General features: G+C 55.3%; 20 protein-coding genes. 16 read left to right on the forward strand and 4 right to left on the reverse strand.

From position 1 onward, the window contains the following. Positions 1 to 7: 7 nt before the first annotated feature. Complete coding sequence (locus tag DL346_RS17665) at positions 8 to 1,369, reverse strand: MFS transporter (protein ID WP_112883468.1); 1,362 nt, start codon at positions 1,367 to 1,369, stop codon at positions 8 to 10. Positions 1,370 to 1,599: 230 nt separating this feature from the next. Here DL346_RS17665 and DL346_RS17670 point away from each other — a divergent pair, with 230 nt between their 5' ends. From DL346_RS17670 to DL346_RS17695, 6 genes are all read left to right on the forward strand, one after another. Continuing rightward, the gene (locus DL346_RS17670) at positions 1,600 to 3,564 is read left to right on the forward strand and encodes a glycoside hydrolase 5 family protein (protein WP_240633269.1); all 1,965 of its coding nucleotides are present in this window, start codon (positions 1,600 to 1,602) and stop codon (positions 3,562 to 3,564) included. A gap of 241 nt (positions 3,565 to 3,805) precedes the next feature. Beyond that, positions 3,806 to 4,612: a helix-turn-helix domain-containing protein gene (locus DL346_RS17675; protein WP_112883469.1), complete on the forward strand. Its 807-nt coding sequence runs from the start codon at positions 3,806 to 3,808 to the stop codon at positions 4,610 to 4,612. 203 nt (positions 4,613 to 4,815) lie between these two features. Then, positions 4,816 to 6,138, forward strand: coding sequence for an ABC transporter substrate-binding protein (locus DL346_RS17680; RefSeq protein WP_165822556.1), 1,323 nt, complete (start codon positions 4,816 to 4,818; stop codon positions 6,136 to 6,138). Positions 6,139 to 6,150: 12 nt separating this feature from the next. After that, positions 6,151 to 7,038: a carbohydrate ABC transporter permease gene (locus tag DL346_RS17685; RefSeq protein WP_112883471.1), complete on the forward strand. Its 888-nt coding sequence runs from the start codon at positions 6,151 to 6,153 to the stop codon at positions 7,036 to 7,038. A 10-nt stretch (positions 7,039 to 7,048) separates the two neighbouring features. Continuing rightward, on the forward strand, positions 7,049 to 7,933 hold the full coding sequence (locus tag DL346_RS17690) for a carbohydrate ABC transporter permease (RefSeq protein ID WP_112883472.1): 885 nt from the start codon (positions 7,049 to 7,051) through the stop codon (positions 7,931 to 7,933). Positions 7,934 to 8,012: 79 nt separating this feature from the next. Then, the gene (locus DL346_RS17695; protein ID WP_112883473.1) at positions 8,013 to 9,104 is read left to right on the forward strand and encodes an alpha/beta hydrolase family protein; all 1,092 of its coding nucleotides are present in this window, start codon (positions 8,013 to 8,015) and stop codon (positions 9,102 to 9,104) included. A gap of 7 nt (positions 9,105 to 9,111) precedes the next feature. On the opposite strand, the gene DL346_RS17700 is transcribed toward DL346_RS17695, so the two are convergent. After that, positions 9,112 to 10,275, reverse strand: a complete 1,164-nt coding sequence (locus DL346_RS17700; protein WP_112883474.1) for an ROK family transcriptional regulator — start codon at positions 10,273 to 10,275, stop codon at positions 9,112 to 9,114. A 168-nt stretch (positions 10,276 to 10,443) separates the two neighbouring features. On the opposite strand from DL346_RS17700, the gene xylA reads away from it, so the two are divergent. The 3 genes from xylA (at position 10,444) to DL346_RS17715 (ending at position 15,228) form a co-directional block, all read left to right on the forward strand. Then, positions 10,444 to 11,757 (forward strand): xylose isomerase, encoded by a 1,314-nt coding sequence (gene xylA, locus DL346_RS17705; RefSeq protein WP_112883475.1) that lies wholly within the window; start codon positions 10,444 to 10,446, stop codon positions 11,755 to 11,757. Between the two features lie 19 nt (positions 11,758 to 11,776). After that, the gene (gene xylB / locus DL346_RS17710) at positions 11,777 to 13,276 is read left to right on the forward strand and encodes a xylulokinase (RefSeq protein ID WP_112883476.1); all 1,500 of its coding nucleotides are present in this window, start codon (positions 11,777 to 11,779) and stop codon (positions 13,274 to 13,276) included. Positions 13,277 to 13,500: 224 nt separating this feature from the next. After that, positions 13,501 to 15,228: a methyl-accepting chemotaxis protein gene (locus DL346_RS17715; RefSeq protein WP_112883477.1), complete on the forward strand. Its 1,728-nt coding sequence runs from the start codon at positions 13,501 to 13,503 to the stop codon at positions 15,226 to 15,228. Positions 15,229 to 15,295: 67 nt separating this feature from the next. Here the strand turns inward: DL346_RS17715 and DL346_RS17720 are convergent, their stop codons facing one another. Further along, positions 15,296 to 16,288: a helix-turn-helix domain-containing protein gene (locus DL346_RS17720; RefSeq protein ID WP_165822557.1), complete on the reverse strand. Its 993-nt coding sequence runs from the start codon at positions 16,286 to 16,288 to the stop codon at positions 15,296 to 15,298. Between the two features lie 68 nt (positions 16,289 to 16,356). On the opposite strand from DL346_RS17720, the gene DL346_RS17725 reads away from it, so the two are divergent. The 6 genes from DL346_RS17725 to DL346_RS17750 all read left to right on the forward strand — a co-directional run bounded on the left by DL346_RS17725 (position 16,357) and on the right by DL346_RS17750 (position 23,463). Continuing rightward, positions 16,357 to 17,247: a hypothetical protein gene (locus DL346_RS17725; protein WP_112883479.1), complete on the forward strand. Its 891-nt coding sequence runs from the start codon at positions 16,357 to 16,359 to the stop codon at positions 17,245 to 17,247. 114 nt (positions 17,248 to 17,361) lie between these two features. After that, the gene (locus DL346_RS17730; protein ID WP_112883480.1) at positions 17,362 to 17,763 is read left to right on the forward strand and encodes a hypothetical protein; all 402 of its coding nucleotides are present in this window, start codon (positions 17,362 to 17,364) and stop codon (positions 17,761 to 17,763) included. A 143-nt stretch (positions 17,764 to 17,906) separates the two neighbouring features. Next, positions 17,907 to 19,160, forward strand: coding sequence for an ROK family protein (locus tag DL346_RS17735; RefSeq protein WP_240633307.1), 1,254 nt, complete (start codon positions 17,907 to 17,909; stop codon positions 19,158 to 19,160). A 167-nt stretch (positions 19,161 to 19,327) separates the two neighbouring features. Further along, the gene (locus tag DL346_RS17740) at positions 19,328 to 19,960 is read left to right on the forward strand and encodes a D-sedoheptulose-7-phosphate isomerase (protein ID WP_112883482.1); all 633 of its coding nucleotides are present in this window, start codon (positions 19,328 to 19,330) and stop codon (positions 19,958 to 19,960) included. Continuing rightward, positions 19,957 to 20,934, forward strand: coding sequence for an ROK family protein (locus tag DL346_RS17745; RefSeq protein WP_112883483.1), 978 nt, complete (start codon positions 19,957 to 19,959; stop codon positions 20,932 to 20,934). Before DL346_RS17740 ends, DL346_RS17745 begins: the two co-directional genes overlap by 4 nt. A 30-nt stretch (positions 20,935 to 20,964) precedes the next feature. Next, positions 20,965 to 23,463 carry an alpha-mannosidase gene (locus tag DL346_RS17750; RefSeq protein WP_112883484.1) on the forward strand — a complete coding sequence of 833 codons (2,499 nt, stop codon included), beginning with the start codon at positions 20,965 to 20,967 and terminating at the stop codon, positions 23,461 to 23,463. 49 nt (positions 23,464 to 23,512) lie between these two features. On the opposite strand, the gene DL346_RS17755 is transcribed toward DL346_RS17750, so the two are convergent. Further along, positions 23,513 to 24,784 (reverse strand): BaiN/RdsA family NAD(P)/FAD-dependent oxidoreductase, encoded by a 1,272-nt coding sequence (locus DL346_RS17755; protein WP_112883485.1) that lies wholly within the window; start codon positions 24,782 to 24,784, stop codon positions 23,513 to 23,515. 239 nt (positions 24,785 to 25,023) lie between these two features. Here DL346_RS17755 and DL346_RS17760 point away from each other — a divergent pair, with 239 nt between their 5' ends. Then, on the forward strand, positions 25,024 to 26,706 hold the full coding sequence (locus DL346_RS17760) for an ATP-binding protein (protein ID WP_240633308.1): 1,683 nt from the start codon (positions 25,024 to 25,026) through the stop codon (positions 26,704 to 26,706). Positions 26,707 to 26,735: the final 29 nt, after the last annotated feature.

The raw sequence follows: 26,735 nt of genomic DNA on the forward strand, positions 1-26,735 counted from the left end.
TTTTGTTTTACTGTTTAACCGCCTTCTTCATGTTGGCCTCGACCATGGCTTTGACTCTGTCCTCGGTCAGATCATACGCTTTGTACATGATAGCCATCGCAATCGCGCCGCCAATGGCTGGGCCAATATTCAGCGTGGCCCAAAGCGCGTTCAGAGCGGTAGGCGACTGAGTCACGGTTTGTCCGGAAACGGCGGCCGCATAGCCCGCGATGCCGATGATCCACATGCTCAGGCCCCCTGAGATGGCGGTACTAATTTTGGCCATAAAGGTTTGCGCCGCGAACGTGATCGCTTCGAATCTTCTGCCGTTTGTATAATCATCATATTCGATGCAGTCCGAGAAGAATAACGAATAGATGATGAGAAACGGCGAGGATAGCAATCCTTTTAAGAAAGTAATGACAAGGAACCAGGTGACGTTGTCTCTGGCAAACCAATAACTAAGAAGCGAGAATACGACCGTAGCGGCAAAAGACAGTTGAACCAGCTTTATTTTGCCGAATTTACGGATCAGCATCGGCGCGAGAGGCGCGACTAAGAGCATCGGCAAAATCCCGATCGCCAGCATGCTCGCGGTTGCGTTCGGATCGCCATAGATGTCACCTGCGACGAACGGCGTCAGCGTAGTCGCGAAGTTCGTCCCGTTCGCGATGATGCTGATCACAACAATGGCGACTAAATATTTATTGCTCGTCACTGCCTTGAATATCTCACTGATCGCAGGCGACTTCGTTCCTTCGTGCGTGACCCGTTCTTTCGTGAAACGAATCAGGAACATGGTCAGGAAAGCGATCACCGAGAAAATCAGGACGCTGATGAACCAGTTATTATCCGTACTCGAAAGCAGAAGAGGAAACATCACCATTGCGGCGAGAACGCCGATCAAACCGGTAATTTTGTTAAAGGACAACAGCAGGTTGCGCTCTTCGGGGTAAGGGGTCATGACGGTAGATAGGGCATAAGCGGGTGCATCGGACGCTGCATAAAGCGTACCCCATGCGATATAGGTAACGATCGCGTACGCGATTCGCACGGCTAGGCTTTGATCAATCAGGAAGCTTTCGAAGCCGAAGCAAAGCACGGTAAAGAGCGGGACCGTAATGGAGGCTAGCTTTACCCACGGTTTGAATTTACCGCCCTTCAGCTTGGAACGTTCGATAAAGGTCGCCAGCAGAGGGTCGGCAAAAGCATCCCAAATCCGTGCCGCCAATAGGATCCCCGCAACGATGGTGGCCGGTATGCCGAGCGCATTGGTGTAATAAACGCTTAAGAACGAAGTAAGAATCATGAAGACGATGTTCTGGCCGATGAAAAACACGTCGTAGCTTGTTCTCTCGAAACGGGTTGCAGCAAATTGCTTGGTTGTCATATAGCTTTCGTCCCCTATTAATATTAATGATCTAGTTGCAACCGCTTACAATTCCTTCTATCAGGAGTTCATCAAGATGATATAAGGATAATCGACTCCTTCCGAGAATTCAACCGAAAGCGTGAGAGGCGGCGTTTGATGCCGGTTTAGTCCATTTTTCGTTGATAGGTCCATTAATTGCTTCGACGCATTGCGGTATGGTAGAGGAAAATCGGAAATGGAGCGTCAACATGACCGCTAATGCTAATAATCGTCTATTCCCTCAACTATCTAGTCCTTTTTTCGTCGGATGCAACTATTGGGCTTTGCACGCCGGAACGGCCATGTGGTCGGATTGGAGGCCCGAAGTCGTCGAAGCGGACTTGCGCAAGCTTGCCGGCGAAGGAATCGAAGTGCTGCGGGTGTTCCCGCTTTGGCCGGATTTCCAGCCGATCGAAAGCCATTACCGGGAATTCGGCGCTCACTCGACCTACCGGTTCGGGGAGGCGCATGTGCCCGATGACGAGGCGGGCCGGGCAGGCGTATCGGAAGTGATGATGCAGCGTTTCGAGCAATTCTCTGAGCTCTCGAACCGATACGGGATCAAGCTGATTGTCGGCCTCATTACGGGATGGATGAGCGGAAAACTGTTCGTTCCTCCTGCGCTACTCGGCAAATCGATTCTGACGGATGCGGATTCCATTCGGTGGCAGGTGAAATTCGTTTCGTATTTTGTCTCGCGCATGAAGCGGGAGCCGGCCATCATCGCCTGGGATCTTGGCAACGAGTGCAATAGCATGGGACAAGTGCAGTCGAGGGAGCAAGCTTGGGTGTGGACGGCTTCCTTGTCCAACGCGATTAAGCACGCCGATGCTAGCCGCCCGCTCGTCTCCGGCATGCATTGCCTCTTTCCGAAAGGAAGCTGGACGATGCAGGATCAAGGGGAGCTGACCGATATTTTGACGACGCACCCTTATCCGTTCTGGACGCCTTACATGGATTACGACCCGATGGATACGATGAGGCCGACACTGCATGCGACGGCGGAAAGTTTATTTTACGGCGGCATTGGCGGCAAGCCTTGCTTCGCGGAAGAGATGGGCACGATGGGTCCGATGGTTTGCAGCGATGACGTCGCAGCTGCATTCGCGCGAACGAGCATGCTGACCCAGTGGGCGCATGGCCTGCATGGTCTGCAGTGGTGGTGCGCGAACGATCAGACAAGGCTGCAGCATGCGCCGTACGATGAGGTGGCGTGCGAAGGCGAGCTCGGGCTGTTGACCGAGGATGGCCGCGTCAAGCTTGTATTGACGGAGATGGCTAAGCTGAAGCGGGAAATCGCGGAATTGCCGATCGCGGCGCTTCCTTCGAGACGAACCGAAGCCGTCTGCATCTTGAACTCGGATCAAGACCATTGGGCGGTAGCCTATGGCAGCTTCGTGTTGGCCAAGCAAGCCGGATTTGATCTGGCGTTTCGCTTCGAAGACCAGCCGCTGCCAGCTGCCGATCTTTACATGGTCCCATCCGTAACCGGCGTTCGAGGTGTGCCAAAGCGCAGATGGGAGCAGCTGTTGAAGCGCGTGGAGGAAGGGGCTTCGCTCTACGTTTCCGTCGATGATGGCTATTTGCTTCACTTCTCCGAGGTGACCGGGCTTTCGGTGCAGAACCGGCAGCGGCGGGCGGAGGCGGCCAAGGCCGCGCTTCTCGCCACGGATGAGCAAGACAGCACGATCACGGTTCCTTCGTCCTTCCGTTGGACGCTGCGCTGCGACCGGGCTGAGGTGCTGGCTGCCGAGGAGGATGGCAACCCGGTGTTGACGCGTGCCTCCTACGGCAAAGGTACCGTCTATTTCATGTCGCTGCCGATCGAGCTGGCCATGACGATGGGGAAAGAGACATGCTCTTCGCCGGATGTGAACCCTTATTGGAGAATGTATCGTGAGGTTGCTCGGGAAGCGGCGAGCGGCCGCATCCTTAGCAAGGAAGATCCGCTAGTCGGGCTGACAGAGCATCCGCTGGACGATGGCGGTAAGCTAGTGGCGGTCCTGATTAACCACACGCCGGAGGCAAAAACCGTCCGCTTGCGGCTCAAGGAAGGCTGGCAGCTGGAAGCATGCTGGCGAGGCCAGGCAGAGGCTGCGGGCGCGGCGTATATGGATGTAAGCCTTTCTGCTAACGATGGAGCGGTCTTGCTGCTCATGTCTGACATCCGCTAAATCTAGTCTTTTAGACCTGAATAAAAGATGGAAATTGGTCGTAATTTGAAATATAAAGTCGTCGTCTTTTCACAAGCCCTCAATTGAGGGCTTTTTTTGTCGTTCAAGTACCTTTATTATCCAATCTAAAACAGGACCTCGAATCCTTGTCTATGAATAACGCGGAGATAAAATAAAGGTTATAAACCGCGTCCAATCGACGAGACTGCTCAATCCATGCATTCACAGGAGGATATCGTACATGAACAGTATTGTTGAACATCTTCCAATCGATAAAGCCAGCGAGGCGTATTGCGGGACGATTGTTTACTCGCCGGGCGGGAAATATGGTCCGCGCGACCAGGAGTACCTTCAGCTCGTGCTTCTGCATACGGGTCGTTTGAATGTCACGATCGACGATACATGCCACTCCGTTACCCCTGGCCATGCCGTACTGTTAAAGCCGGGCCATCGGGAGTACTTCGAATTTGCGGATGACCAAGAGACATGGCACCGCTGGATCGCGGTTAGGGTTCCGGGATTTGAAGAGGAATATGAAGCGAAGCTGAACGATCTGCCGTTCATCCTGCCAATTTCAGCGGAGCTTAATAAACTCACGGACCTCATGCTCGATATGAAAACTGGCACTTCATCGGAGAGCCCGCAGATGAGATGTATGGGACTCGCTGCCTTGTATCAATTCTCATATGAGCATTCACGAGAGGGGGGCATGCAGCATGTTCACCCATCGGTCATGCAAGCGAAAAGCTTCATTCACGAGCGCTATGCCGAGGATTGGACGTTAAATGAGCTTGCGGAGCACGTCAATGTAACCCCGGAGCATTTAATCCGCTTGTTCAATGCGCATGAAAATACGACGCCGATTAAATATTTGTGGCATTATCGGGTAAGGCAAGCCGTGGAGATGCTGTCCGCCACCGATCATCCGGTCGCGGAGATCTCGCAGCGATGCGGCTTCAAGTCAACGGTCCATTTTTCCAGATGCTTGAAGCAGCGCACAGGGAAGTCGCCTTCCGAAATTAGAAGAGAAGCTCGGAATTACAAGTGAACGGAACCTATCATCTCTATTACCCGGGCAATGACTGCCCGGGTTTTTGTCTGTTTACAGAAGCGTTTTGAAGCAATAAGCCAGATCAATTCCGGTTCATTTTCAGTCAATTGGGTGGTATTGTCCACCTGTCAGACGGGTGGTATCCTTCTGTTTGAAGGAAATAAAACGCTTACAAAATGCACATTCGTGGAGGGGTATCCTTGAAAAAAGCGATCAGTTTGCTCACGGCCTTAAGCTTCTGCGTTTACTTGGCAGGATGCAGCACGGACACAGGCACCAGCTCGTCATCGGATAGCGGCTCGGAATCAAGCGGCAAAAAGACGATTACATTGTGGACCTTCGCAGATACGCACAAGCAGTACTATGACGAAATGAAAGCAAATTACGAGAAGGATCATCCGGATATCAACATCAAAATCGAGCTGCTTGAATATTCGGCTATGTTTGATAAATATACCGTCATCTCGCAGTCCGGCGGTAAAGGCGCGCCGGATTTGATTGACGTCGAACAGGGCGCATTTCCGCGATATATCAAAGGGGACGTGCCTTTCGAGCCGCTGAACGATTACATGGAAACGGCTGGGCTGTCCGATGCGATTCCAAAGGGGCGGCTCGATCTATACACCGTGAACAGCAACATCTACGGCATTGAAATCGCGGCATGCGTCTCCGCGCTGTATTACCGGAAAGATCTTTACGACGCGGCGGGAATCGACGTGCCTTCGCTGAAAACCTGGAATGACTTCATGGAAGCATCCAAGCCCCTGATTGACAAGGACAAGTTCGTGTTAAGCGGTTCGGAGAAAGACCAAGGGTTGTTCGAACAATTGCTGCGCCAAGAAGGCGGTGATGTCGTCACGTCGGACGGAAAAATCGGCTTCAATACGCCGACAGGCATTGAGGTATTGACGCGAATCAAGGATTGGAAGGATCAAGGCTTCTTGAGCAAATCGATGCCGGAAGGCCCGCAGTATTGGGAAGCGTTCACGAATGGAAAATTCATTGCGGCATTCGGTCCTGACTGGTGGGCAGGGCAGCTTGTCCAGAACTCGCCGGATCTAAGCGGCAAATGGGCAGCGGTTCCGATGCCGCTCGGCGGACCGAGCTCGGTTCAAACGTCCGTGAATGGCGGTACGGGTCTTGCGCTCAGCAAATTCAGCGCCAATAAAGACGCGGCCTGGGATTTCTTGAAATACACGCATTTGGACACGGACAATATCGTTGAAAGCTTCCGTATCATCAATCTGTTCCCGGCGCTGACAAGCGCGACGCAGTCTCCGGATCTTCACAAGGAGAGCGACACGACCAAATATTTCGGCGGCCAGGATATCGCGCAGCTGTACGCGGATCTCGGCACGCAAGCGCCGAGCCAGAACCAAGCTTGGTGGCGTTCGCTGGTCGGGAAGGCATGGGACAAATTCGAACCTGATTATCAGAACGGCAAAATGACGCCGGAAGCGTTCCTCGGGAATGTGGAGAAAGAACTCCAAAGCCTGATCGATGCGGAACAAGCACGGAAGTAAGGAGGACGACCGATGACCTCGCACGCATCTGCCCGCTTGAAAATTGCGCCGTTTCTCTTTATCAGCCCTTTCTTTATTGCCTATGCGATATTCGGGCTGTATCCCATTCTTTACGGGTTCTGGCTCAGTTTAATGAAAGGCACGGACAGCTATACATTTGCGGGTTTGTCCAATTACCTGTTCGTCTTTAAGGACGGCTTCTTCTGGAAAGCGATGTGGAACGGTACAAAGCTGGCACTGGGCAGTCTGTTCCTCATCCTTCCGGTTGCGCTTGGCGTGTCTCTGCTGCTGAACCGGCCGTATATTTCGAAGAAAAAGGGGTTCTTCGCAACGTTCTTCTTTACCCCGAATATCACGTCGGCAGTTGCGGTGGGGATTATCTTCAAGCTGCTGCTGGAGCGGGACAGCGGCTTCCTCAACAGCATACTCGGCGTATTCGGCGTAGACCCGATCGGGTGGCTGAAGGATCCGGCTTGGACGATTCCGGCGCTCATTATTCTGTGCGGATGGAAGTATCTAGGCGTCAACATCCTGTTCTTCCTTGCCGGGCTGCAGAACGTCCCCAATGAGCTGATCGAGGCGGCCAAGATTGACGGCGCCACGCCGGCACAGCGTTTATGGTATGTGACGATGCCGCTGCTGCGTCCGATCATGACGTTTATCGTCTTCCAGTGTCTGCTCGGTTCCTATGGGATGTTCAGCGAGGCGTTCATTCTGGCAAACAGCGGTTTCGGACCGGAAAACTCCTTGGTCTTCCCGACCTCCTACTTGTACGATCAAGCTTTCCGGCGCCAAGATTTTACGTACTCGTCGGCGTTAGGTTACGTGTTCACTTTGATGATGCTGGTCATCGGATTCATACAGCTGAAAATGTTCAATCTTAAGGACCAAGAGGGATAGGAGGGCACTTATGCAGAAATCAGCCGTTGCGCTTGGCAGCCGGCTTCCGGTTACGAAAGATTCCGCGCCGATTATGCAAGGAGTCGGCCGCATCTTCGCCTACCTGGTTCTCATTTTCTTAAGCCTCTTGTTCCTGACGCCCTTCCTCTTCATGATCGGCACGGCTTTTAAGAGGTACGAAGATATTGTAGGCGACCCGTTAAATCCGTTCACGCTTCGCCCGACCTTGGAAAATTTCATTCATCTATTTGACAAGCTGCCTTTCTTCGCTATGCTGATAAACAGCTTGATCATCGCGGTTTCCTTGACCCTGCTGTCCATTGTTTTCAATGCGCTGGTTGCGTACGGATTTGCCCGCTATGAGTTTAGATTCAAGCACGGGTTGTTCGTCGCCATGCTGGTGACCATGATGATTCCGGGTCAAATCACGCTTGTGCCTTCATTTGTCATGTTCCGGGCGTTCGGGTGGCTCGATACGTTCTGGCCGCTTATTCTTCCCGGTGCCGTCGGAGCGTTCGGCATATTTCTGATCCGGCAGATCATGGTGTCCATTCCGAAGGAAATCTTCGACAGCGCAAGGATCGACGGATGCTCGGAGCTGGGGACATTTTTCCGGATTGCCCTTCCGCTTAGCGGCAGCGCAGTCGGTATTGTTGCCTTGCTGACCTTCATGGGATCATGGAACGATTACTTGGGACCGCTTATTTACTTAAGCTCGGGCTCCAAGATGCCGCTGGCCGTCGGAATCACGACGATGAGCAATCCATACAAGATCGATTATGCCTCCCCTATAACAGGAGCGTTGCTGATGTCCGTCCCGGTGCTGATTCTGCTCAGCATCATCGGGCACAAATACTTCGTCGACGGACTCACGGCAGGAGCGATAAAAGGATAATCGGGATAAGAGAGCGAATACCGTCTGAGCGGAAATTTTTCCAGTCAGGCGGTATTTCATTTGAGCAGGGGGAATTGAAATGTCCGAGCAGCGCACCATTTCAACGACGGCTTATTACACATCCGAGGAACGGCTGACCAAGCTGTTTGAATCCACCGCCAGAAGAAGCGGCATGGAAGCATCGACGTTGGAACAATATAAGACCTGGAAGGAACAAACGGTGACCAACCTCCATGAGCTCACAGGTCTGAATCAAATGGTACGCTGTCCGCTCGAACCGAAATTGATCGGCATCGAGCAGATGGACGGCTACGTTAGAGAAAAGCGGCTTATTCAAACCGAGGAAGGGGTCTGGATGCCCTTCTATGTTCTCATTCCGGACGGCATCAAGCCGGGCGAGCGGCGCGCAAGCATGATTACCCCGCACGGCCATGCCAGCGGGGGGAAGTACTCGCCGGCGGCTCGAACCGATATTCCGGCGATCGCGGAAGCGGTCCAGACCTACAATTACGGGTATGGAGAAGCGTACGTCCGGCGCGGCATGATCGTTTTCTGCCCGGATGCCAGAGGCTTCGGCGAACGGAGAGAGGCCCATCTTCAAGGCGACGGCGAGTCGTCCTTCTTGAACAGTACATGTACCGCGTTAAATCATATCGCGATCAGTCTGGGACGTTCATTAACCGGGATGTGGACATGGGATTTAATGCGGCTTGCGGATTACATTCAGGAGAGAGACGAGTGCGATGCATCGAGGATCGGATGTGCCGGCTTGTCCGGGGGCGGGCTGCAAACGTTATGGCTTGCCGCCCTGGACGAACGCATTCAATGCGCGGTGGTCAGCGGTTATTACTACGGCTATAGAGATTCCTTGCTGAAGCAGCCCTACCATTGCGGCTGCAACTATGTGCCCCGGCTGTGGAACTATGTCGATATGGGGGATATCGGGGCACTGATCGCCCCGAGGGCGCTGCTGATCGAAAGCGGCACCTTGGATCCCTTGAACGGCAGCCGGGGACTGGCGAATGTAACCGAGCAGCTTGCGATCACGCGTCAAGCCTACTGTCTATGGGATCGAGAGGATCGGCTGCATCATCATATCTTTGAAGGGGGACACCGCTGGGACGGCGCTGCTGCGTATCCTTTTGCGGAGCGGTGGTTGGCTGAGCGATAGTGCCGGTTTAAGCGTCCTTCATCTTGTCGTGAAACGCGGAAATGGCGTAATGCGCCGCGCCCCGCACCGCCGACTTGTCCCCCAGCTCCGCATAGAGAAGGCGGAACCTTTCGCGGTGCAGGGCGAGGGCGCGGCTGCCGACCGTCGCGTCGACGGCCGCGCGGATCCATGGCTCCGCGCGGCGCATCCGGTTGCCGATGATGACTACATCGGGATTGAATACGTTGACGATATTCGCGATTCCCGTGCCCAAACACTCTCCAATACGGTGAAACAAGGCGATGACCTCTTCATCCCCTTGCTCGGCCGCGCCGATAAGCGCATCCAAATCACCGTAGCCCAGCTGCGCAGCCTGCTCGAGCAGCGCGTTCTCGGATGCGTACAGCTCCCAGCAGCCGAAGTTGCCGCAGCGGCACGGCCGGCCCTCCGCCTCGATGGAGAGATGGCCAAGCTCGCCCGAGAAGCCGGCTGCCCCTTTATACAGCTCCTTATTCAAAATAATCCCCGTACCGATCCCGATGCCGACGCTGACGTAAATCTGATTGGCGATGCCGCGTCCGGCGCCGTATTTCTGCTCCCCTTGAGCGCCGGCATTCGCTTCGTTGTCGATCGTAGCCGGTACGCCGAAGCGCTCTTCCAGGATGCCGCGCAGCGGGATGTGCGACCACGACAAATTCGGCGCGAACAGAATCGTCCCTTCGCCGTTCACGATGCCGGGCACGCCGACGCCGATGCCGACCAGGCCGTACGGGCTCTCCGGCATCGCATCCTTAAGCTCTTGAATGCACGCTGTCAGCTGTTCGAGAACAATATCCGATTCATGCCGGTTTAATGGCCGCTCGCGCTCCTCGATCACTACGCCTTCGAGATCCGTCAGAATGCCGCGGATATAGTTTACCCCCAAATCGATACCGATAGCATAGCCCGCTCTGGCATGAAACACGAGCAGGAACGGCTTGCGCCCGCCGCTCGATTCGCCCTGACCGATGTCCAGCACGAGGTGTCGGTCGATTAAATCCTGTACCAGACTCGATACCGTCGCCTTATTCAGTCCGGTCCGCTCCGATATTTGCGCGCGAGAGAGAGGCGCGTGCCGAAGCACCGCCTCCAGCACAATAGATGTATTTATTTTTTTGACAAGCGCCAAATCTCCGGTCTTCTTAGTAGCCATAATGTCCCCCGAATCCGCTCCGCGAATGATTTGGGTACGATTTTACCACGAGACTATCGAAGTTGCACCTGTTAAAAAAAACTTACTTTGTTTAGTAGACAAACAAAGTTTTGTGATGCTAGAATATAGCCATAAGAACGTTTACATCAAATTTAGGAGGCAATCATAATGGCATATTTCCAGAATATCGGCAAGATCCAATACGAAGGCAAAGGCTCGGACAATCCGCTTGCATTTAAACACTACAATCCTAACGAGGTTGTACTCGGCAAAACGATGGAAGAGCATATGCGCTTCGCAGTCGCTTACTGGCATACGTTCACAGGCGCAGGCTCCGATCCGTTCGGCGTCGGCACTGCGGTTCGCGGCTGGGATTACGCCGATGCGATGGATCAGGCGAAAGCGCGCGTCGAAGCGAACTTCGAGTTCCTGAGCAAGATCGGCATTCCGTACTACTGCTTCCATGACCGCGATATCGCACCGGAAGGCGCTGATCTGGCGGAAACGAACAAGAACCTGGACGTAATCGTGGATATGCTGGAAGAGAACATGAAAGCTTCCGGCGCGAAGCTGCTGTGGAATACGGCGAACATGTTCACGAACCCGCGCTTCGTTCACGGCGCAGGCACGACGTGCAACGCGGATGTATTCGCTTATGCCGGCGCACAATTGAAGAAAAGCCTTGAAGTGGGCAAGCGTCTTGGCGCGGAGAACTATGTATTCTGGGGCGGCCGAGAAGGCTACGAAACGCTGCTGAACACAGACATGGGATTTGAACTCGATAACTTGGCTCGCTTGCTTCACATGGGTGTTGCGTATGCCAAAGAAATCGGATTCGGCGCTCAATTCCTGATCGAGCCTAAGCCGAAAGAGCCAACGAAGCACCAATACGACTTCGACGCGGCGACTACGATTGCATTCCTGCAAAAATATAATTTGAAAGAATACTTCAAGCTTAACCTGGAAGCGAACCATGCGACGCTTGCCGGCCACACGTTCGAGCACGAAATCCGCACGGCTGCGATCAACGGCATGCTTGGCTCGCTTGACGCGAACCAAGGCGACCTGCTGCTGGGCTGGGATACCGACGAATTCCCGACAGACCTTGTCGCTACGACTCTTACGATGTTCGAAGTGCTTAAAGCAGGCGGCCTTGGCACCGGCGGCGTAAACTTCGACGCGAAAGTCCGCCGGAGCTCCTTCGAGGATGCGGATCTGTTCCTTGCTCATATCGCAGGCATGGATTCGTACGCTTGGGGTCTTAAAGCGGCTGCGAAACTGATCGAAGAGAAAATTATCGACAACATCATCGACAACCGCTACCGCAGCTTCAAAGACGGCATCGGCGCCGAAATCGTCGCTGGCCGCGCTACGCTGCAATCGCTTGAGCAATACGCGCTGCAAAACAACGTCATCAAGAATGAGTCCGGCCGCCTGGAGCGGATCAAATTGGTACTGAACGAAGTTATCTACAGCGTATAAAAGAGGAGGCCAATCCCGCATGTCCTATGTAATCGGTATTGACCTTGGCACAAGCGCGGTCAAAGCGCTGCTGCTGGACCGCAACGGTACGGTAGCGGCCGAAGCTTCGCGCGATTATAAGCTGTATCATGAGCATTCCGGCTGGAGCGAGCAGGAGCCGGAGGACTGGGTAACCGGTACGATCGGCGCGCTGCGCGAGCTGGTCGAGCAGTCCGGCGTACCGGCCGATGCCATCGAAGGCATCAGCTTCTCCGGCCAAATGCACGGCCTTGTGCTGCTGAACGCGGCCGGCGAGCCGGTGCGCAGAGCGATTCTGTGGAACGATACGCGCACAACCGCGGAATGCCGCGAGATCGAAGCGCTTGTCGGCCAGGAGCGGCTGCTGACCGTGACGCGCAACCCGGCGCTGGAAGGCTTCACGCTGCCGAAGATCCTATGGGTGCGCAAGCACGAGGCGGAAGTGTTCGCGCAAGCGGTATCGTTTCTGCTGCCGAAGGATTATGTCCGTTACCGGCTGACCGGTGCGCTTCACATGGATTATTCGGACGCGGCCGGCACGCTGCTGCTCGATGTCGCGAATAAATGCTGGAGCAGCGAGGTGCTCGAAGCGGTAGGCCTGCCCGCATCCTTCGCGCCGCCTCTCGTCGAGTCGCATGAGCTGACCGGCACGCTGCTGCCGGAACAGGCGCAAGCAGCAGGCCTTTCCGCGAGCACGAAGGTGTTCGCGGGCGGCGCCGACAATGCGTGCGGTGCCATCGGCTCCGGTATTTTGCAGGAAGGACTGACGATGTGCAGCATCGGCACCTCCGGCGTTATTCTGTCGTACGAGAAAGACAGCGGCAACGATTTCCGCGGCAAGGTGCACTTCTTCAACCATGGCAAGGCGGACGCGTTTTACGCAATGGGCGTAACGCTTGCGGCAGGCTACAGCCTCAGCTGGTTTAAGAATACGTTTGCCAAGGGCGAATCGTTTAATGAGCTGCTGGACGGCATTGGCAGCGTGAAGCCCGGCGCGAACGGACTGCTGTTTACGCCGTACCTGGTCGGAGAGCGTACGCCGCATGCCGATTCGGTCATTCGCGGCAGCTTCATCGGCATCGACGGCTCGCATGAGCGGATTCATTTTGCCCGCGCGGTGATGGAAGGCATTACGTTCTCGCTCAACGAATCCGTTGATCTGTTCCGGCAGGCCGGCAAGACGGTCGATACGATTATCTCCATCGGCGGCGGCGCGCAAAATCCGGTTTGGCTGCAGATGCAGGCGGATATCTTCAATGCGGATGTCGTCTCCCTGGAGAACGAGCAAGGACCGGGACTTGGCGCGGCGATGCTCGCCGCATTCGGCTGCGGCTGGTTCGAGAGCCTGGAGGCCTGCGCTGAACTGTTCGTGAAACGGGCTTCGGTTTATCGTCCGGATCCGGCCGCTGTCGATGCTTATGCGGGCTTGTTCCGGATTTATCAAAAGGTTTACAGTCAAACCCGCAGCTTGAATGAAGGGCTGCAAGCGTACCGGAATTAGATTTGGAGCATTGGCTTATGAACCGCTTCTTTCCTAGCGAGAGGAGCGGTTTTTTTTCGTTGCACGGATTTATGATTTGTTCGGTGACACGATGTCAGATACGAATTCCGCATGTCGAAAAATGTAGAAAAATGTGATTTTTAAAGCGCTAACTTTCCAAGTATACTGGAATTGTTATGCAGCTATACATACATGATTCTATCTAGCGCAGAGGCGGAGATCACATGGGGAAGAAGAACGGCAAGTTTAGATGGACAGTAGGAGCCAAGTTGATGGTATCGTTTATCAGCGTTCTGCTATTGCTGGTCGTGAGCGGCGGATTCAGTGCCCTGCAGATGAGCCGAATCAACGATAACACGAAGCTGATTGCGGACAAATGGCTTGTCGGCTTGGAGACGATCAACAACATCAACTACATGGCGGATCATGTGCTTACCCTGCAATACAAGATTTTGATTGAGCAAAACGAGAATCTGAAAGAGCAATATATGTCGGATACCGAGACAACCATCACGAAAGTGAACGACAGTCTCGCGACCTATAAAGCAAATATGTCGGATGTGCAGACTAATCAAGAGCTGATTAAGAACCTGGAGGAAGCTTGGAAGAGCTATCAGGACCTCTACGCAAAGGTTTCCGCGAATGCGAAAAAGAAGTACAGCACGGATGAAATCTCTTCGCTCATGAAGGATTCCGAGCATGCCTTCGACGCGATTCAAAGCAGCATCGATTATCTTGTGCGCAACGATCATAGCGGTGCAGAAGAAGCGAAGGAACAGAGCTTCAGCATGAATAAGCGCGCGCAGCAAATGAGCCAGACCGCGCTCGCGGCAGGCGCGGTTTTGGTTATTCTGCTGACCTGGTACGTACGCCGGACGATTTCGAAACCGATCAAGCAGGCAGCCGAGGTTTTGAACCAGGTGGCTAGCGGCAATCTGGTGGCCGACATGCCGAAGATCCGCAATAAGGACGAGATCGGCGCGCTATTCGCTTCTCTTTCCGGCATGATCATGCAGCTGCGCACCGCTATGCAGGGCGTACAAGAAGCGGCAGCCGGCATCGCCTCTTCCTCCCAGCAGATGCTGGCGATTTCGGAGCAGAATGCGGGCTCCTCGCAGCAAGCTGCCGAATCGGTTGCCGAGATGGCGGCCGGCACGGAACTGACCCTGCAGCGCTTTGAGGAAGTAAGCAAGACGACGAAGGATCTCGGAGACGGGATTAACCGGATCGCCGAATCCACCTCGCTGGTCGCCAGCCTTTCGGCCGATGCAAGCCGTCAGGCCGCTGTCGGTCACGAGGCGGTAACGCATGCGATGGAACGGATGGCGGCGATTCATGAGACGGTTCAGCAAGCTGCCGAGCAGGTGAATCGGCTGGAGATGCACACGCGCAACATCGGGGGGATATCGAAGCTGATCGGCGAAGTTTCGAAGCATACGAACCTGTTGGCCTTGAATGCCGCGATCGAAGCGGCGCGGGCCGGCGAGCACGGCCGCGGCTTCGCGGTCGTAGCGGACGAAGTGCGGAAGCTGGCGCTGCAAACGAGCTCGGCGATTGAAGAGATTGAGCAAGTCATCGAGCAGGTGACGGGCGACACGCTCGTCGTTGTCGACACGATGCGAGCAAGCTCCGCGGAAGTCGAAGCTGGCCTGCGCAGCGTTCGCGAAGCGGGCATTTCCTTCGCCGGCATTGCAGCCGCCTCGGAGCGGGTAACGGGCCAGGTGCAGGAAGTGGCGGCGGCATCCGAGGAGATGGCAGCCGGCTCCGAGCAAGTCATCAGCGCGATGGAGCGCCTGCAGGACATCGCCCGCAGCAGCTCCGAGACTGCAACGACCGTTGCAGCCACGACGGAGGAGCAGACGGCATCTGCGGAGCAGATCGCGGTCTCCTCACGATCGCTCAGCGATATTGCGATTGAAATGAATGAATTGACGGCGAAGTTTAAACTATAAGAAGAACAAGCGAAAAGAACCTTCAACTCCACTGAATCAGCGGGATTGAAGGTTCTTCTTCTATCGGCTAATCGCCCCAAATTTCTTCCGGCGAGACGCCCAGCTCGGTTGCAATCAGATGGGCCGTCAGGCGCTGGGGCTTTCTGATTTTGCCGTTGCGGATATTGGAAATGGTCGTTAATGAGATTTGCGTTCGCTCGGCCAGCTGGGTGACGGACACGTTATTCTCAAGCATTAACAGCCGCAGCTTGTAGGCGGGATCTGCCTCTTGGGCTGAAAAATTGCCGATTCCTTCCGGGCTTGTTTCTATTAGTTCCGTGTTGTCGCTTAAGGATTTCTTCTCGATTGCGACCTTATACTTGGATCCGTGCATCGGGATCATGGAAAGGACCAGAACCGCATAGCACTTGAAGCAGCCGTCGACATGGTAAAACGGTTTGGCCAGGATCGTTGTCTGGAATTTATGTTCAAGGATTTGCAGCGCAAACGTGATTTGACCGGATTCCTGCGAATCTCGTAGCGAAAGCATGAAACCGCGGACGCGGTCGTAATCCTCTTGGGCCAGCATTTCCCTCCGGTTCAATAATGAAAGCCGGCTTCTATCGAAGGGAGGCTCCGCATGGTAATAACGCAGTGATTTCATCAATCCGGTGCTCGTAAAAATCGCGGAGCTCAAAATGCTCTTCTTATCCGCACGTTCGATCCACTTATACTCTGTTCGGTCATGCAGCGTGACCGTGTATTTCATGCCTTCCGATTGATTGATGCGCGTTACATAGAGCTCGGCGTAAATCGGTTTATTCTCGTATACGGTTAGTTTACGCTCGGCATTGACGGTGAACTGATTGTCTGTTATCGAACTGCACAGCCTGTCGATCAGCTCCCAGAGCTCGCATGGATAAAGGCTGGACAAGTCAGCCAAATTGCGGCCGACCAGTTGTTCGGACGAAAATCCGGATACATTGGTGAATGCACGGTTGATTCTGGTTATGGTACGCTTGTCTTGTTGCTGCCGGATGATCATAATGGCGTCGGTATAATAAAAAAATAATTCCTCCACGTTCATGCACCCCTGCTCTTGTTGTTTGTCCATTATAGCAGTAAACATTATGGAAGGGAATGGATGTCATGAAACTTATCACAAACGGCGATGCGGCTGCTGAATTGCTTCGGAGGTGCAGCTTTGCGGCATCGCATCGCGTTATCCCCTGGCGGGAAAGCTGGATTGATGGGCCCAGGCCGTTGAGGTGGTGGGAGGCGGAAGAAGCCGAAGCACGCGCCGCTTGGTTTGAGCGGGAGTTCGGCGTCCCGATGGCACGGTACATCGCGCAGTGCCGCGAGCAGCACGCCGAGCTGGTTCAAGGCGCTGCGGCCGGCGAGGAGCTTATGCTTTGGTTCGAATACGATTTATTCGACCAGTCCATGCTGGCTGCACTGCTATATCGGTTGTGGAGCTTGAATCGGCCAGCGGAAAAAACGGCGCCTCTGAAGCTCTCCTGGGTCATTGCCGAGACGGTCGAAGGCGTCCCGGATTTCCGCGGGCTCGGTCAGCTGACGCCGGAGCAGCTGACCGGATTGTGGCCGCAGCGCAAGCCGGTTAGCGAGAAGGAGCTAGCGGCCGGAGCCAGGGCTTGGGCGGCTTACGCGGACGGGAGCGCATCGGCGATCGAAGCATGGCTTCGCGAGGATGGCTCAGTCCTTCCCGTCATGGCTGCTGCGCTGCGCTTCGAACTGGAGCGTTTGCCTGCCTTCGCAGCGGACGGATTGGGCGTCGTGGAGCGGGAAACCCTGCGGGCGCTCGCTGCGGAACAGGCCATGACCCCGGACAAGCTGTTCGGCAAAGTGTCGGCAGCGCTGCCGATGCTGGGCATGGGGGACTTGTCGTATTGGTCTGTATTGAACCGGATGGCCGAAGGCGATCATCCGCAGCTTGTGATCGATGGGGAGGAGCCGCTTCCGGGCTTCGATTCGGTACATCCGATTGATTGGCGTAAATGGCGCATTCGCCGAGCGGCCTAATGATTTTTATGCGATCTGAAACGGAATGGGAAACTCAGGAATGGCTTGGCGCGAATTGGGCACTCTAATTGGGAGATGGATCATTTTGAAGTCTGAGAAGGATGTGCCTGATCGATGCAGAACGATACTGCATTATTTTTTCAATTCGGTGACAACAATTCCGCCTCGCTGGCGTGCAGTACGCTGCGGGAGCTTGGTTACGATCCTGTCATCCAGCAGGATGCCGGCGTCCATATTCACATGAGAGGCAGCGATCTCACCTCTGCTTTGGAAATCGCTCAAGCCCATGGCGGCCAGCTCGCTGTACAATCCTCCATTCCGGATATCGAGCTCACGAATAATGCCTACAATATGGACAGCATTACGATTCCGGCGCATGTCGTCAACGAAGATTTAATCGCGCAAGAGGAAGCGCAGAGCGGACTTCGGAACTGGGATGACGATGCCCCGCAGGAAGACAGCTTTATCCCGGATGACGGGTCGTACGGTTATTTCTCGGGAGACGTGCATACGTAAGCGATTTGTATTTGCGCTTGAAAAGCCGATCGGTAAGCCAATGCCGGTCGGCTTTTTTGCTGTGCGCGGAGCGTGACGGAGCGTCATTTATGCTATAATGCCGATATCTAGCAATTGGCAAGGAGCGGATGGCAGTGCATTCGATGAGGGGCGCGAACAACCGAACGGTCAAGAGCATGAACCGGACCGCGGCGCTTCAATATATCCGCAAGCAGGGGCAAGCCTCGAGGGCAGACATTGCCGGACATACGCGCCTCAGCTTCACGGCGGTCAAAAATATGATCGACGAGCTCGTTTCCTGCCGCTTGATCGGCGAGGTCGGCTACGACGAATCCAGCGGCGGCCGCAAGCCGCTGCTTTATAAATTAAAGGAAGACCGTTTCTACGCCATCGGGCTGCACCTCAGCGTTTCCCGCATTCATGTTGCCGTCCTTAATCTTGAAGGCAGCGTAAAAGCCCGCTTCGAGACCGAGACGGATCCGGATACGCTGCAATCGGATGCGATCGTAGGGCAGCTGATCGGCTGTATCGAGGAAGCGATCCGATCGTCCGAGGTGGAGCGGAGCCGCATACTCGGCATCGGGATGGCGATCCCAGGGCCGCTTGATCCGTTCGAAGGCATCGTGCTGTCGCCGCCGAACATGCAGGGGCTTGCGGGCGTTCCGCTGAAGCGGCGGATCGCGGACCATTTTGGCATCGAGACCTTTATCGAGAAAGACGCAGACCTGATTGCCCTCGGGGAATATTGGCACGGCGCCGCGCAAGGGAAGCAGAACGTATTCTATCTCGATGCCGATATCGGCATCGGAAGCGGCATGATTCTTGGGGGCAAGCTGCATCACGGCTCTCCCTACGGCGCCGGCGAGGTAGGGCATGGCACGATTCATCTCGATGGTCCCCGCTGCAATTGCGGGAATTACGGCTGCCTGGAGGCCGTCGCGTCAGGTATCGCGATCGAACGGCGGGCAGGGGAGGAAATCCGACGCGGCGCGGAAACGACATTCCGGGAACGTTATCTTGCGGATGAGAACTCCGTATCGATCTATACGATTCTGCAGGAAGCGAAATCCGGAGACCCCTTGTCAAATCAGCTTCTGTTGGAATCGGCACGCTATGTCGGCATTGCGCTCGGCAACGTCATTCATTTGCTGATGCCGGAGATCGTCATTATCGGAGGAACGCTTGCGCACGGTTACCAACCGTATGTCGAGCAAACGAGGGACATCGCCATGAACCGGATCTTCGCCGCCTTCGCCGACAAGGTCCGCATTCATAAAGCGGAGCTTGGCATGCTCGGAGGGGCAATCGGCGCGGGTACGCTGGTGCTGGAGCATTTCTTCGGCAAAGACGTAAGTGAATGGGCTGAATCGGAGCCGCCGCTGCTGCTGCAGGAATAAGGCGGCTCTTTGCTTGTTCGATTCTTAAATTAATATTGAAAAGTCGGCGAAATATTATTGACGGTTTTCTGGAATCGACTGTAGTATGTAAACTATAGTCGCCACTTTTTAATACCATATTAATAAGTTAGACAAATACGTTCTTCACCGAAAGGAGCCGATGGATTATGAATCAGCATCTGCATGCGCTCCACAGCAAGTATCCTGAGCTGGCGGTTTGTCTCGACGACATCCGGCGCAGCTTCGAGCTGCTCGAGGCCTGCTACAGGCAAGGCGGTCAGGTTCTGGTCGCCGGCAATGGCGGCAGCGCGTCCGACAGTGAGCATATCGTCGGCGAATTGATGAAAGGGTTCATGCTGCCGCGTCCGGTTCCGCAGCCGTTCCGGGATACCGTCCTGCAGTTGTTCCCGGATGAAGGGGAAGCGCTGTGCAGCGGCCTGCAAGGCGCTTTGCCCGCTATTTCGCTCGTCAGCCACGGCGCGCTCATGACGGCGTTCGCGAACGATGTGTCCGCCGAGCTCGTCTTTGCGCAGCAGGTATACGGCTACGGCCGACCCGGCGATGCGTTGATCGCGATCAGCACCTCCGGCAATTCCCGCAACATCTTGCGCGCGCTTCAAGTGGCCAAAGCGAAAGGGATGGTCAGCATCGGTTTGACCGGCGGCGCAGGCGGACAAATGAAAGCGCTTTGCGACTGCACGATAGCGGTGCCCGGTGAAGGGACGCCAGCTATTCAGGAGCGGCACCTGCCGATTTACCATACGCTCTGCATCATGCTGGAGGAGGCGTTCTTCGGATGAAGCTGACGTTTGCCGGCCTCGATATTGGCGGAACGAAATGCGCGGCGACGATCGGACGCTCGATCGGCGACAAGATTGAACTGATCGATAAGATTTCATTTCCTACCCCGCCGGAGCCTGAAGCCGCCATCGAGCGGCTTGGCACGGAGCTGGAGCTGCTGCTGAAAGGGCATCCTGCGGAGAAGGCCCGGCTGACTGCCATCGGCATCAGCTGCGGGGGACCGCTGGACAGCGGGCGGGGCTTGATTCTGTCGCCGCCGAATTTGCCGGAATGGGACCGAATCGATGTCGTATCGCCGTTCAAGCGGCGCTTCGGCGTTCCGGTCGGCTTGCAAAACGATGCCAACGCATGCGCGCTCGCAGAATGGAAGTGGGGCGCTGGCCGAGGGACGCGCAACATGGTTTTTCTGACGTTTGGTACGGGCATGGGCGCGGGGCTCATTCTGGACGGCCGCCTCTACGCCGGGACGAACGACAACGCCGGCGAGGTCGGGCATGTCCGTCTGGCAGAAGACGGGCCGGCAGGGTATGGGAAAGCCGGATCGTTCGAAGGCTTCTGCAGCGGAGCGGGAATCGCGAGGCTCGCGCAGCGAGTCGCGGCGGAGCGGCTCGAAGCAGGCGGGAAGCTGCCGTCCTTCTATCGCGGCGAGTGCGACAGCATTACGACCAAGGACGTCGCGGAAGCGGCGCGGCAGGGAGACCCCGATGCGGTGCGTATTTTCCGGGAGGTCGGCCGGATGCTTGGACGAGGCGCCGCCATGCTGATCGATATACTTAATCCGCAGCGGATCGTGATCGGGAGCATTTACGGAAGGCAGCAAGAGCTGCTTCAACCCGTAATGATGGAGGAGCTGCGCAAGGAGGCGCTCGGCGGATCGCTGGCTGCTTGCGCCATTGTGCCTGCCGGGCTTGGCGAACAGGTCGGCGATTACGCCGCGCTCTCCGTCGCCGGCAATCTGGTTGCCGGTCAATAAACAAACTCATGGGGAAGAGGGATGGTAGCGATGCGTAACGACATTCGTCTGCATATGATCGGCAATGCCCATTTGGACCCGGTATGGCTGTGGCAATGGCAGGAAGGGTATGCGGAAATCAAGGCAACGTTCCGATCGGCGCTCGACCGGAAGAAGGAGTTTCCGGATTTTATCTTCACATGCGCCGGTGCCGCCTACTACGAGTGGATTGAACAGAATGCGCCCGACATGTTTGAAGAGATCCGCGGCCGCGTACGCGAAGGACGCTGGGTCATCGTCGGAGGCTGGTGGATTCAGCCGGACTGCAACCTGCCTTCCGGAGAATCGTTTGTGCGGCATGGCTTGTACAGCCAGCGGTATTTTCGGGAGAAACTCGGCGTCACGGCAAAGGTCGGCTATAACGTGGATTCCTTCGGCCATCACGGCATGCTGCCGCAAATTTTAAAAAAAAGCGGCATGGACGCTTACGTCTATATGCGTCCCGGGGAGCACGAGCAGCATATGGACCGGAGCTTGTTTCGGTGGAGGAGCCTTGATGGCAGCGAAGTACTTACGTTCCGCATTCCGATCAGCTACAACAACTCGACTGCTACGAAGCTTGAGGATAAGGTTTACGGTAAAGCGTTAGAGGGCATGGCGCTGGCGGAGCAACATGAGCATAGCTTTATGGGCTTCTACGGGGTCGGGAATCACGGCGGCGGCCCGACGATCGCGAATATCCGGTCGATCCGCAAGCTGCAGGCGGAGCTCGGAAGCGGGCGGTTCCGGTTCAGCTCGCCGAATGCTTATTTTGATGAAATGCGTGAAAGCGGCCAGCAGTTTCCGGTCTACGAGAACGATCTGCAGCACCATGCCAGCGGCTGCTACTCCACGCACTCGGAGTCGAAGGCGCTGAACCGCAAGGCGGAGCACCGGCTGCTCGCCGCCGAGACATTCGGTACGCTCTCTCATTTGTTGACCGGCTATGCTTATTCAAGCGAAGAGATCCAGCGGGGCTGGAAGAACGTTATGTTCAACCAGTTCCATGACATTATGGGCGGCTGCTCCATCCGGGAAGCGTTCACGGACGCGCGGGAATCGTACGGCGAATCGTTGAATATTGCGGCGGTGACGCTCAATGCGGCGCTCCAGCGGATTTCGTGGTCCATCGATACGATGAAGCCCGAGATTGGGTCGCTCAGCAAGGACATGGACTGGGTGCTCTGGGAGCAGAAGGATGCCGGCGTGCCTGTCGTCGTATTTAATCCGTTGTCCTGGGAGGTTCATACGCTCATACAGGTGAATAAGCAGGTCACCAGCGTCTCCGATGACCAAGGCGAGGTCGTGGAGCATCAAATCGTGCGCGGCTCGCGGACGAACGGCAAAGACGATAAATACGATACCGCCTTCATGGCGCGTATCCCGGCGATGGGCTACCGGGTGTACTGGATCTACAAGCGGAAGGCGCTCGGCGCAGCGGCCGCTCCCGTCCATCAGTTGACCGCGGAGCCTGCGGCGCTCGAGAATGACTGGCACCGGATCGAGTTCGAGCCGCATACCGGGCATATCCGAAAGCTGTATGATAAAAAGCATGGCGTTGACGTCTTAACCGGAAGCGGGGCCGTGCCGGTCGTCATTGACGAGCATCACTGCGATACCTGGGCGCACGGCGTATTCGAGTTCCGCAACGAGATTGCGAGATTCGGCGATGCGCAGGTGAAGCTGCTGGAGGCGGGACCGCTGCGAGCCGTCATGCGGGTGACGAGCCGCTACGGGATGTCCGTGCTGCGGCAGGATTTCATTCTGTACCGCGACAAGCCGGGCATCGAAGTGAAGGCGAAGCTGGACTGGCATGAGAAGCACAAAATGCTGAAGCTTTCCTTCCCCGTGCGCGTCCGCGATCCGAAGGCGACCTACGAAATACCGTACGGCTACATCGAGCGTCCGGTGAACGGGGAAGAGGAACCGGGCCAGCGGTGGCTCGACGTCTCCGGCGAACCGGAGAATGGCGGTCTGCAGCGGTACGGCCTAACGCTGCTGAACGATTCTAAATACAGCTCCGACGTGCTGGGGAACGATCTGCGGATGACGGTCGTACGCAGCCCCATCTTCGCCGACCATTTCGGCGAGCGGGACGAATATTGCGAATACATGGATCAAGGGGAACAGCACTTCAGGTACATGCTTGTTCCCCACGCGGGCGATTGGCGCGATGCGGACGTATCCAAGAAGGCGTGCGAACTGAACGTTCCGCCGATTTATATCGTGGAAACGTATCATCAAGGTACGCTGCCGCAGATGTTCGAGGGCGTTCGGGTGTCGGCGGAACATGTCATCGTCACGGCGTTCAAGCCTGCCGAGGACGGCGACGGGTATATTTTGCGATGCTATGAGACCTGCGGGAGAGCCGGCGATGTTCGGATCGAAATTCCTGCGCTGGACCGGGTATGGACGGTGCAGATCGGCAAATGCGAGATCAAGACGTTCCGGATTCCCGCGGACTCGGACCGTGACGTATTCGAGGTGAATTTGATCGAGTTCTCCCTCTAATGCAAGAGAACCCTCGCTTGATTGCGAGGGTTCTCTTGCTGTTTCTGAATTATTCGCCGCCGGTTGCGGTCATCGCCGCGTGGCTGCCAGCCGTATAGCCGGTCGAAAACGCTGCGGTGATGTTATATCCGCCGGTGTAGCCGTGGATATCAAGAATTTCACCGCAGAAATAGAGCCCCTTTTTGCACTTGGATTGCATGGTCTTCGGATCGATTTCCTTCAAATTCACCCCGCCTCCTGTGACGAAAGCCTCCTCGATCGATAATGTGCCGTTCACCTTGATCGGAAAAGCCTTCAGCAGCTGGCATAGCTCGCGCCAATCATGCTTAGGAATATTGTCGTAGGTGACGTACGGGTCCAGCATCGTCGAGCCGAACACAATCGGCAATATCCGGTCCGGCAGGTACCCTTTCAGCACATTTATGACTGCTTTCTTGGCTTCCAGCTTCGCCGCATGCATTGTTTCATTATAGATCTCATCGACGTTCTTGTCCGGGAAGAAGTCGATCGTCAGCTGAACGGGCGATTGGGTTTTGGCCCGCTGCTTCACGACGAATTGGCTGCAGCGCAGCGCAATCGGGCCGGAGATGCCGAAGTGCGTGAACAGCATGTCGCCGCGGTGCGTGACGAGCGGCTTGCCTTTCTCGTTCAGCACGCTGAGCGTTATATCCCGAAGCGCAAGGCCTTGGACTTCGCGCTTTGCAATAAAATCCTCCTTGGAGGTCAAAGGCACCTCGGTCGGAAACAGCGGCGTAATGGTGTGGCCGGCCTCTTCCGCCCAAGCGTAGCCGTCGCCAGTCGAACCGGTGTGCGGAACCGATTTGCCGCCGACCGCGACGATAACGGTTTTGCTTTCGATTCGCTTGCCGCCAGCCAGCTTCACGCCCAGCACCTTCTCTTCGTCATAGAGGATGCCGGCGACGGGCGAATTGACAAGCAGCTCTACGCCGTACCGCCTCACTTGGCCGACCAAGGCATCGACAACCGTCTTCGCTTTGTCCGATACCGGAAACATGCGCCCGTTGTCCTCTTCCTTGAGCGCGATGCCTAATCCCTCAAAGAACTCGATAATATGTTTGTTTGAGAAATTGCTCAATGCGCTGTGCAGAAACCGCCCGTTGCCCGGAATGTTTTTAATCAGCTCGTCCGTCTCTTTATTGTTGGTGACGTTGCAGCGTCCGCCGCCGGAAATCCCCAGCTTGCGGCCAAGCTTATCCCCCTTGTCGAGCAGCAGAATCCTCTCGCCCTGCTTGCCGGCCGCCACCGCAGCCATCAATCCGGCGGAACCTGCGCCTACGATTATGACATCATATTCTTTCATTATACCTGACTCCTAAATAAGCGAATTTTCGCTAAAAAATTACCGAACCTGTGCGCGTTTTGCCGGTAATTATCATACTACCCCGATCCATTCGCGTCTACTCGACAGTATTATAGAAAACTAGCATTTTGATACATTGTAAAATGACCAAACCTGTGATTTAATCGGGATAACAGGTATTCTCTGATACAGAATATGGCATTCTAGTAGGAAGGGTGGGACTTGTTTTTGTGTGGAAGATGATGCTCCTGCAGGTGTTGGTTGCCCTGTTGCCCGTATTCGCCTTTCAAGTTTGGTACGATTATTCGAAACCGCGCAAAAATATCCCGATTTTCCTGATTATCATTTGCGGAGTCTGCGTGCTTCTAGGTCTTGGGATTTGTATTCAGCTTAAAGGCTTCGATCTGGATTACCATTACGCACCGCTCCTGCTCGGCTCGCTGTATGGCGGCATCGGCGTGTTTCTTTCGTTATCGACAATCTTCATGGCGTCCGAATGGCTGATGATGGACGGCATTTGGGGATGGATCGATATCGGCGGCATGCTCTTGCTCCTTGGGCCAATCATTCTGAAGTATCACAAAGGATTCATCGAATTCTCCCACAAGCGCAAGCTTGCGATCGTCATGTCTTCCACAGCGGTCATCATGCTGATTCGCGCTAGCTGCTTTTTCTTCTATTATCGGTACGAGCGGCCTGACTTGACTGCTTCCGATATCTATTACCTGCTAGGTCATGAACTGTTCTATTTTATGATCAATTGGATGATTCTCATCTTCTCGGAGAGCTTTATCCGCCGCCAAACGATCGCTCGCCATTACCGAGGCATTTCCAATAAATTTCGTATTGAGGTTCAGAAGCTTCAGCAATTCATCGATGAAACGCCGCTCGGCGTTATTTTCGTCGACCAACATGGCACGATTACGCATATCAACGAGATGGCCATCCATTTGCTGCGGGATAAATTCGGCGGCAAGCGAAGGCAGGAGCTGCTCGGCCAGCCGTTTACGATTTTGTACGACCATATAGAGAAGGACGTACTGGGCAGGCTGCTGTACCAGGCGCTAAACGGACATCGCATTACGACGGAATATGTGCAGGAGCAGGGCAAAATCTATGTCAACTCCGGCATTTGCGTGCGCGATATGCAAAATAACGAAATCATCGGGGCGGCGCTTATCGCCCACGACATCACGGAGCTTAACCGGCTGCGGGATGAAATTGGCCGAATGGAGCGTCTCAGCCTGGTCGGCCAGATGGCAGCCAGCATTACGCACGAGATTCGCAATCCGATGGCAGTCATTCGCGGCTTCGTGCAGCTTATGCGTGAGCGCAGCCCGGAAGAACAGCAGGAGTATTTCCGCATTGTCATGGACGAGCTGGATCGGGCCAATGCGATTATTAACGACTTCCTGTCGCTGGCGCAGAACAGGATTATTGCGAAGGAAAGCTGCTCCTTGCATGATATTTTGAACGAAATTATGCCGCTGCTTTGGGCCGATGCCAATCTGAGGGGGCAGTCGATCGAGCTTCGCCTTGCGGATCGGATTCCGCAGCTCATGCTGAACGAGAAAGAGATGAAGCAGCTAATTCTCAACCTGGCGCGCAACGGGATGGAAGCAATGGACCAGCACGGCGTCCTGACCATTCAGACGGAAGCGTTCCAGGATTATGTGGAGCTTCGCGTGAACGATAACGGAAGCGGAATTCCGAAGGAGAAGCTGGAGCGGCTGTTCGAGCCGTTCTTCACGACCAAGACGCGCGGAACCGGGTTGGGCCTGCCGCTTTGTCTCAGCATCATCGAGCGTCACGGCGGAAGGATTCACGTGGAATCCGAGGAATGCGTAGGCACTACGTTCATCGTGCGGTTCGATCGAAGCCGCAACTATAATGAAGCCGCCGCAGCGCTAAGCCGCGCATAGCTGGACTTAGATGCGCATCGCCAGCGCTG

It is taken from the genome of Paenibacillus montanisoli (genome assembly GCF_003268025.1).
In the GTDB taxonomy this organism is placed as follows: Bacteria; Bacillota; Bacilli; order Paenibacillales; family Paenibacillaceae; genus Paenibacillus_Z; species Paenibacillus_Z montanisoli.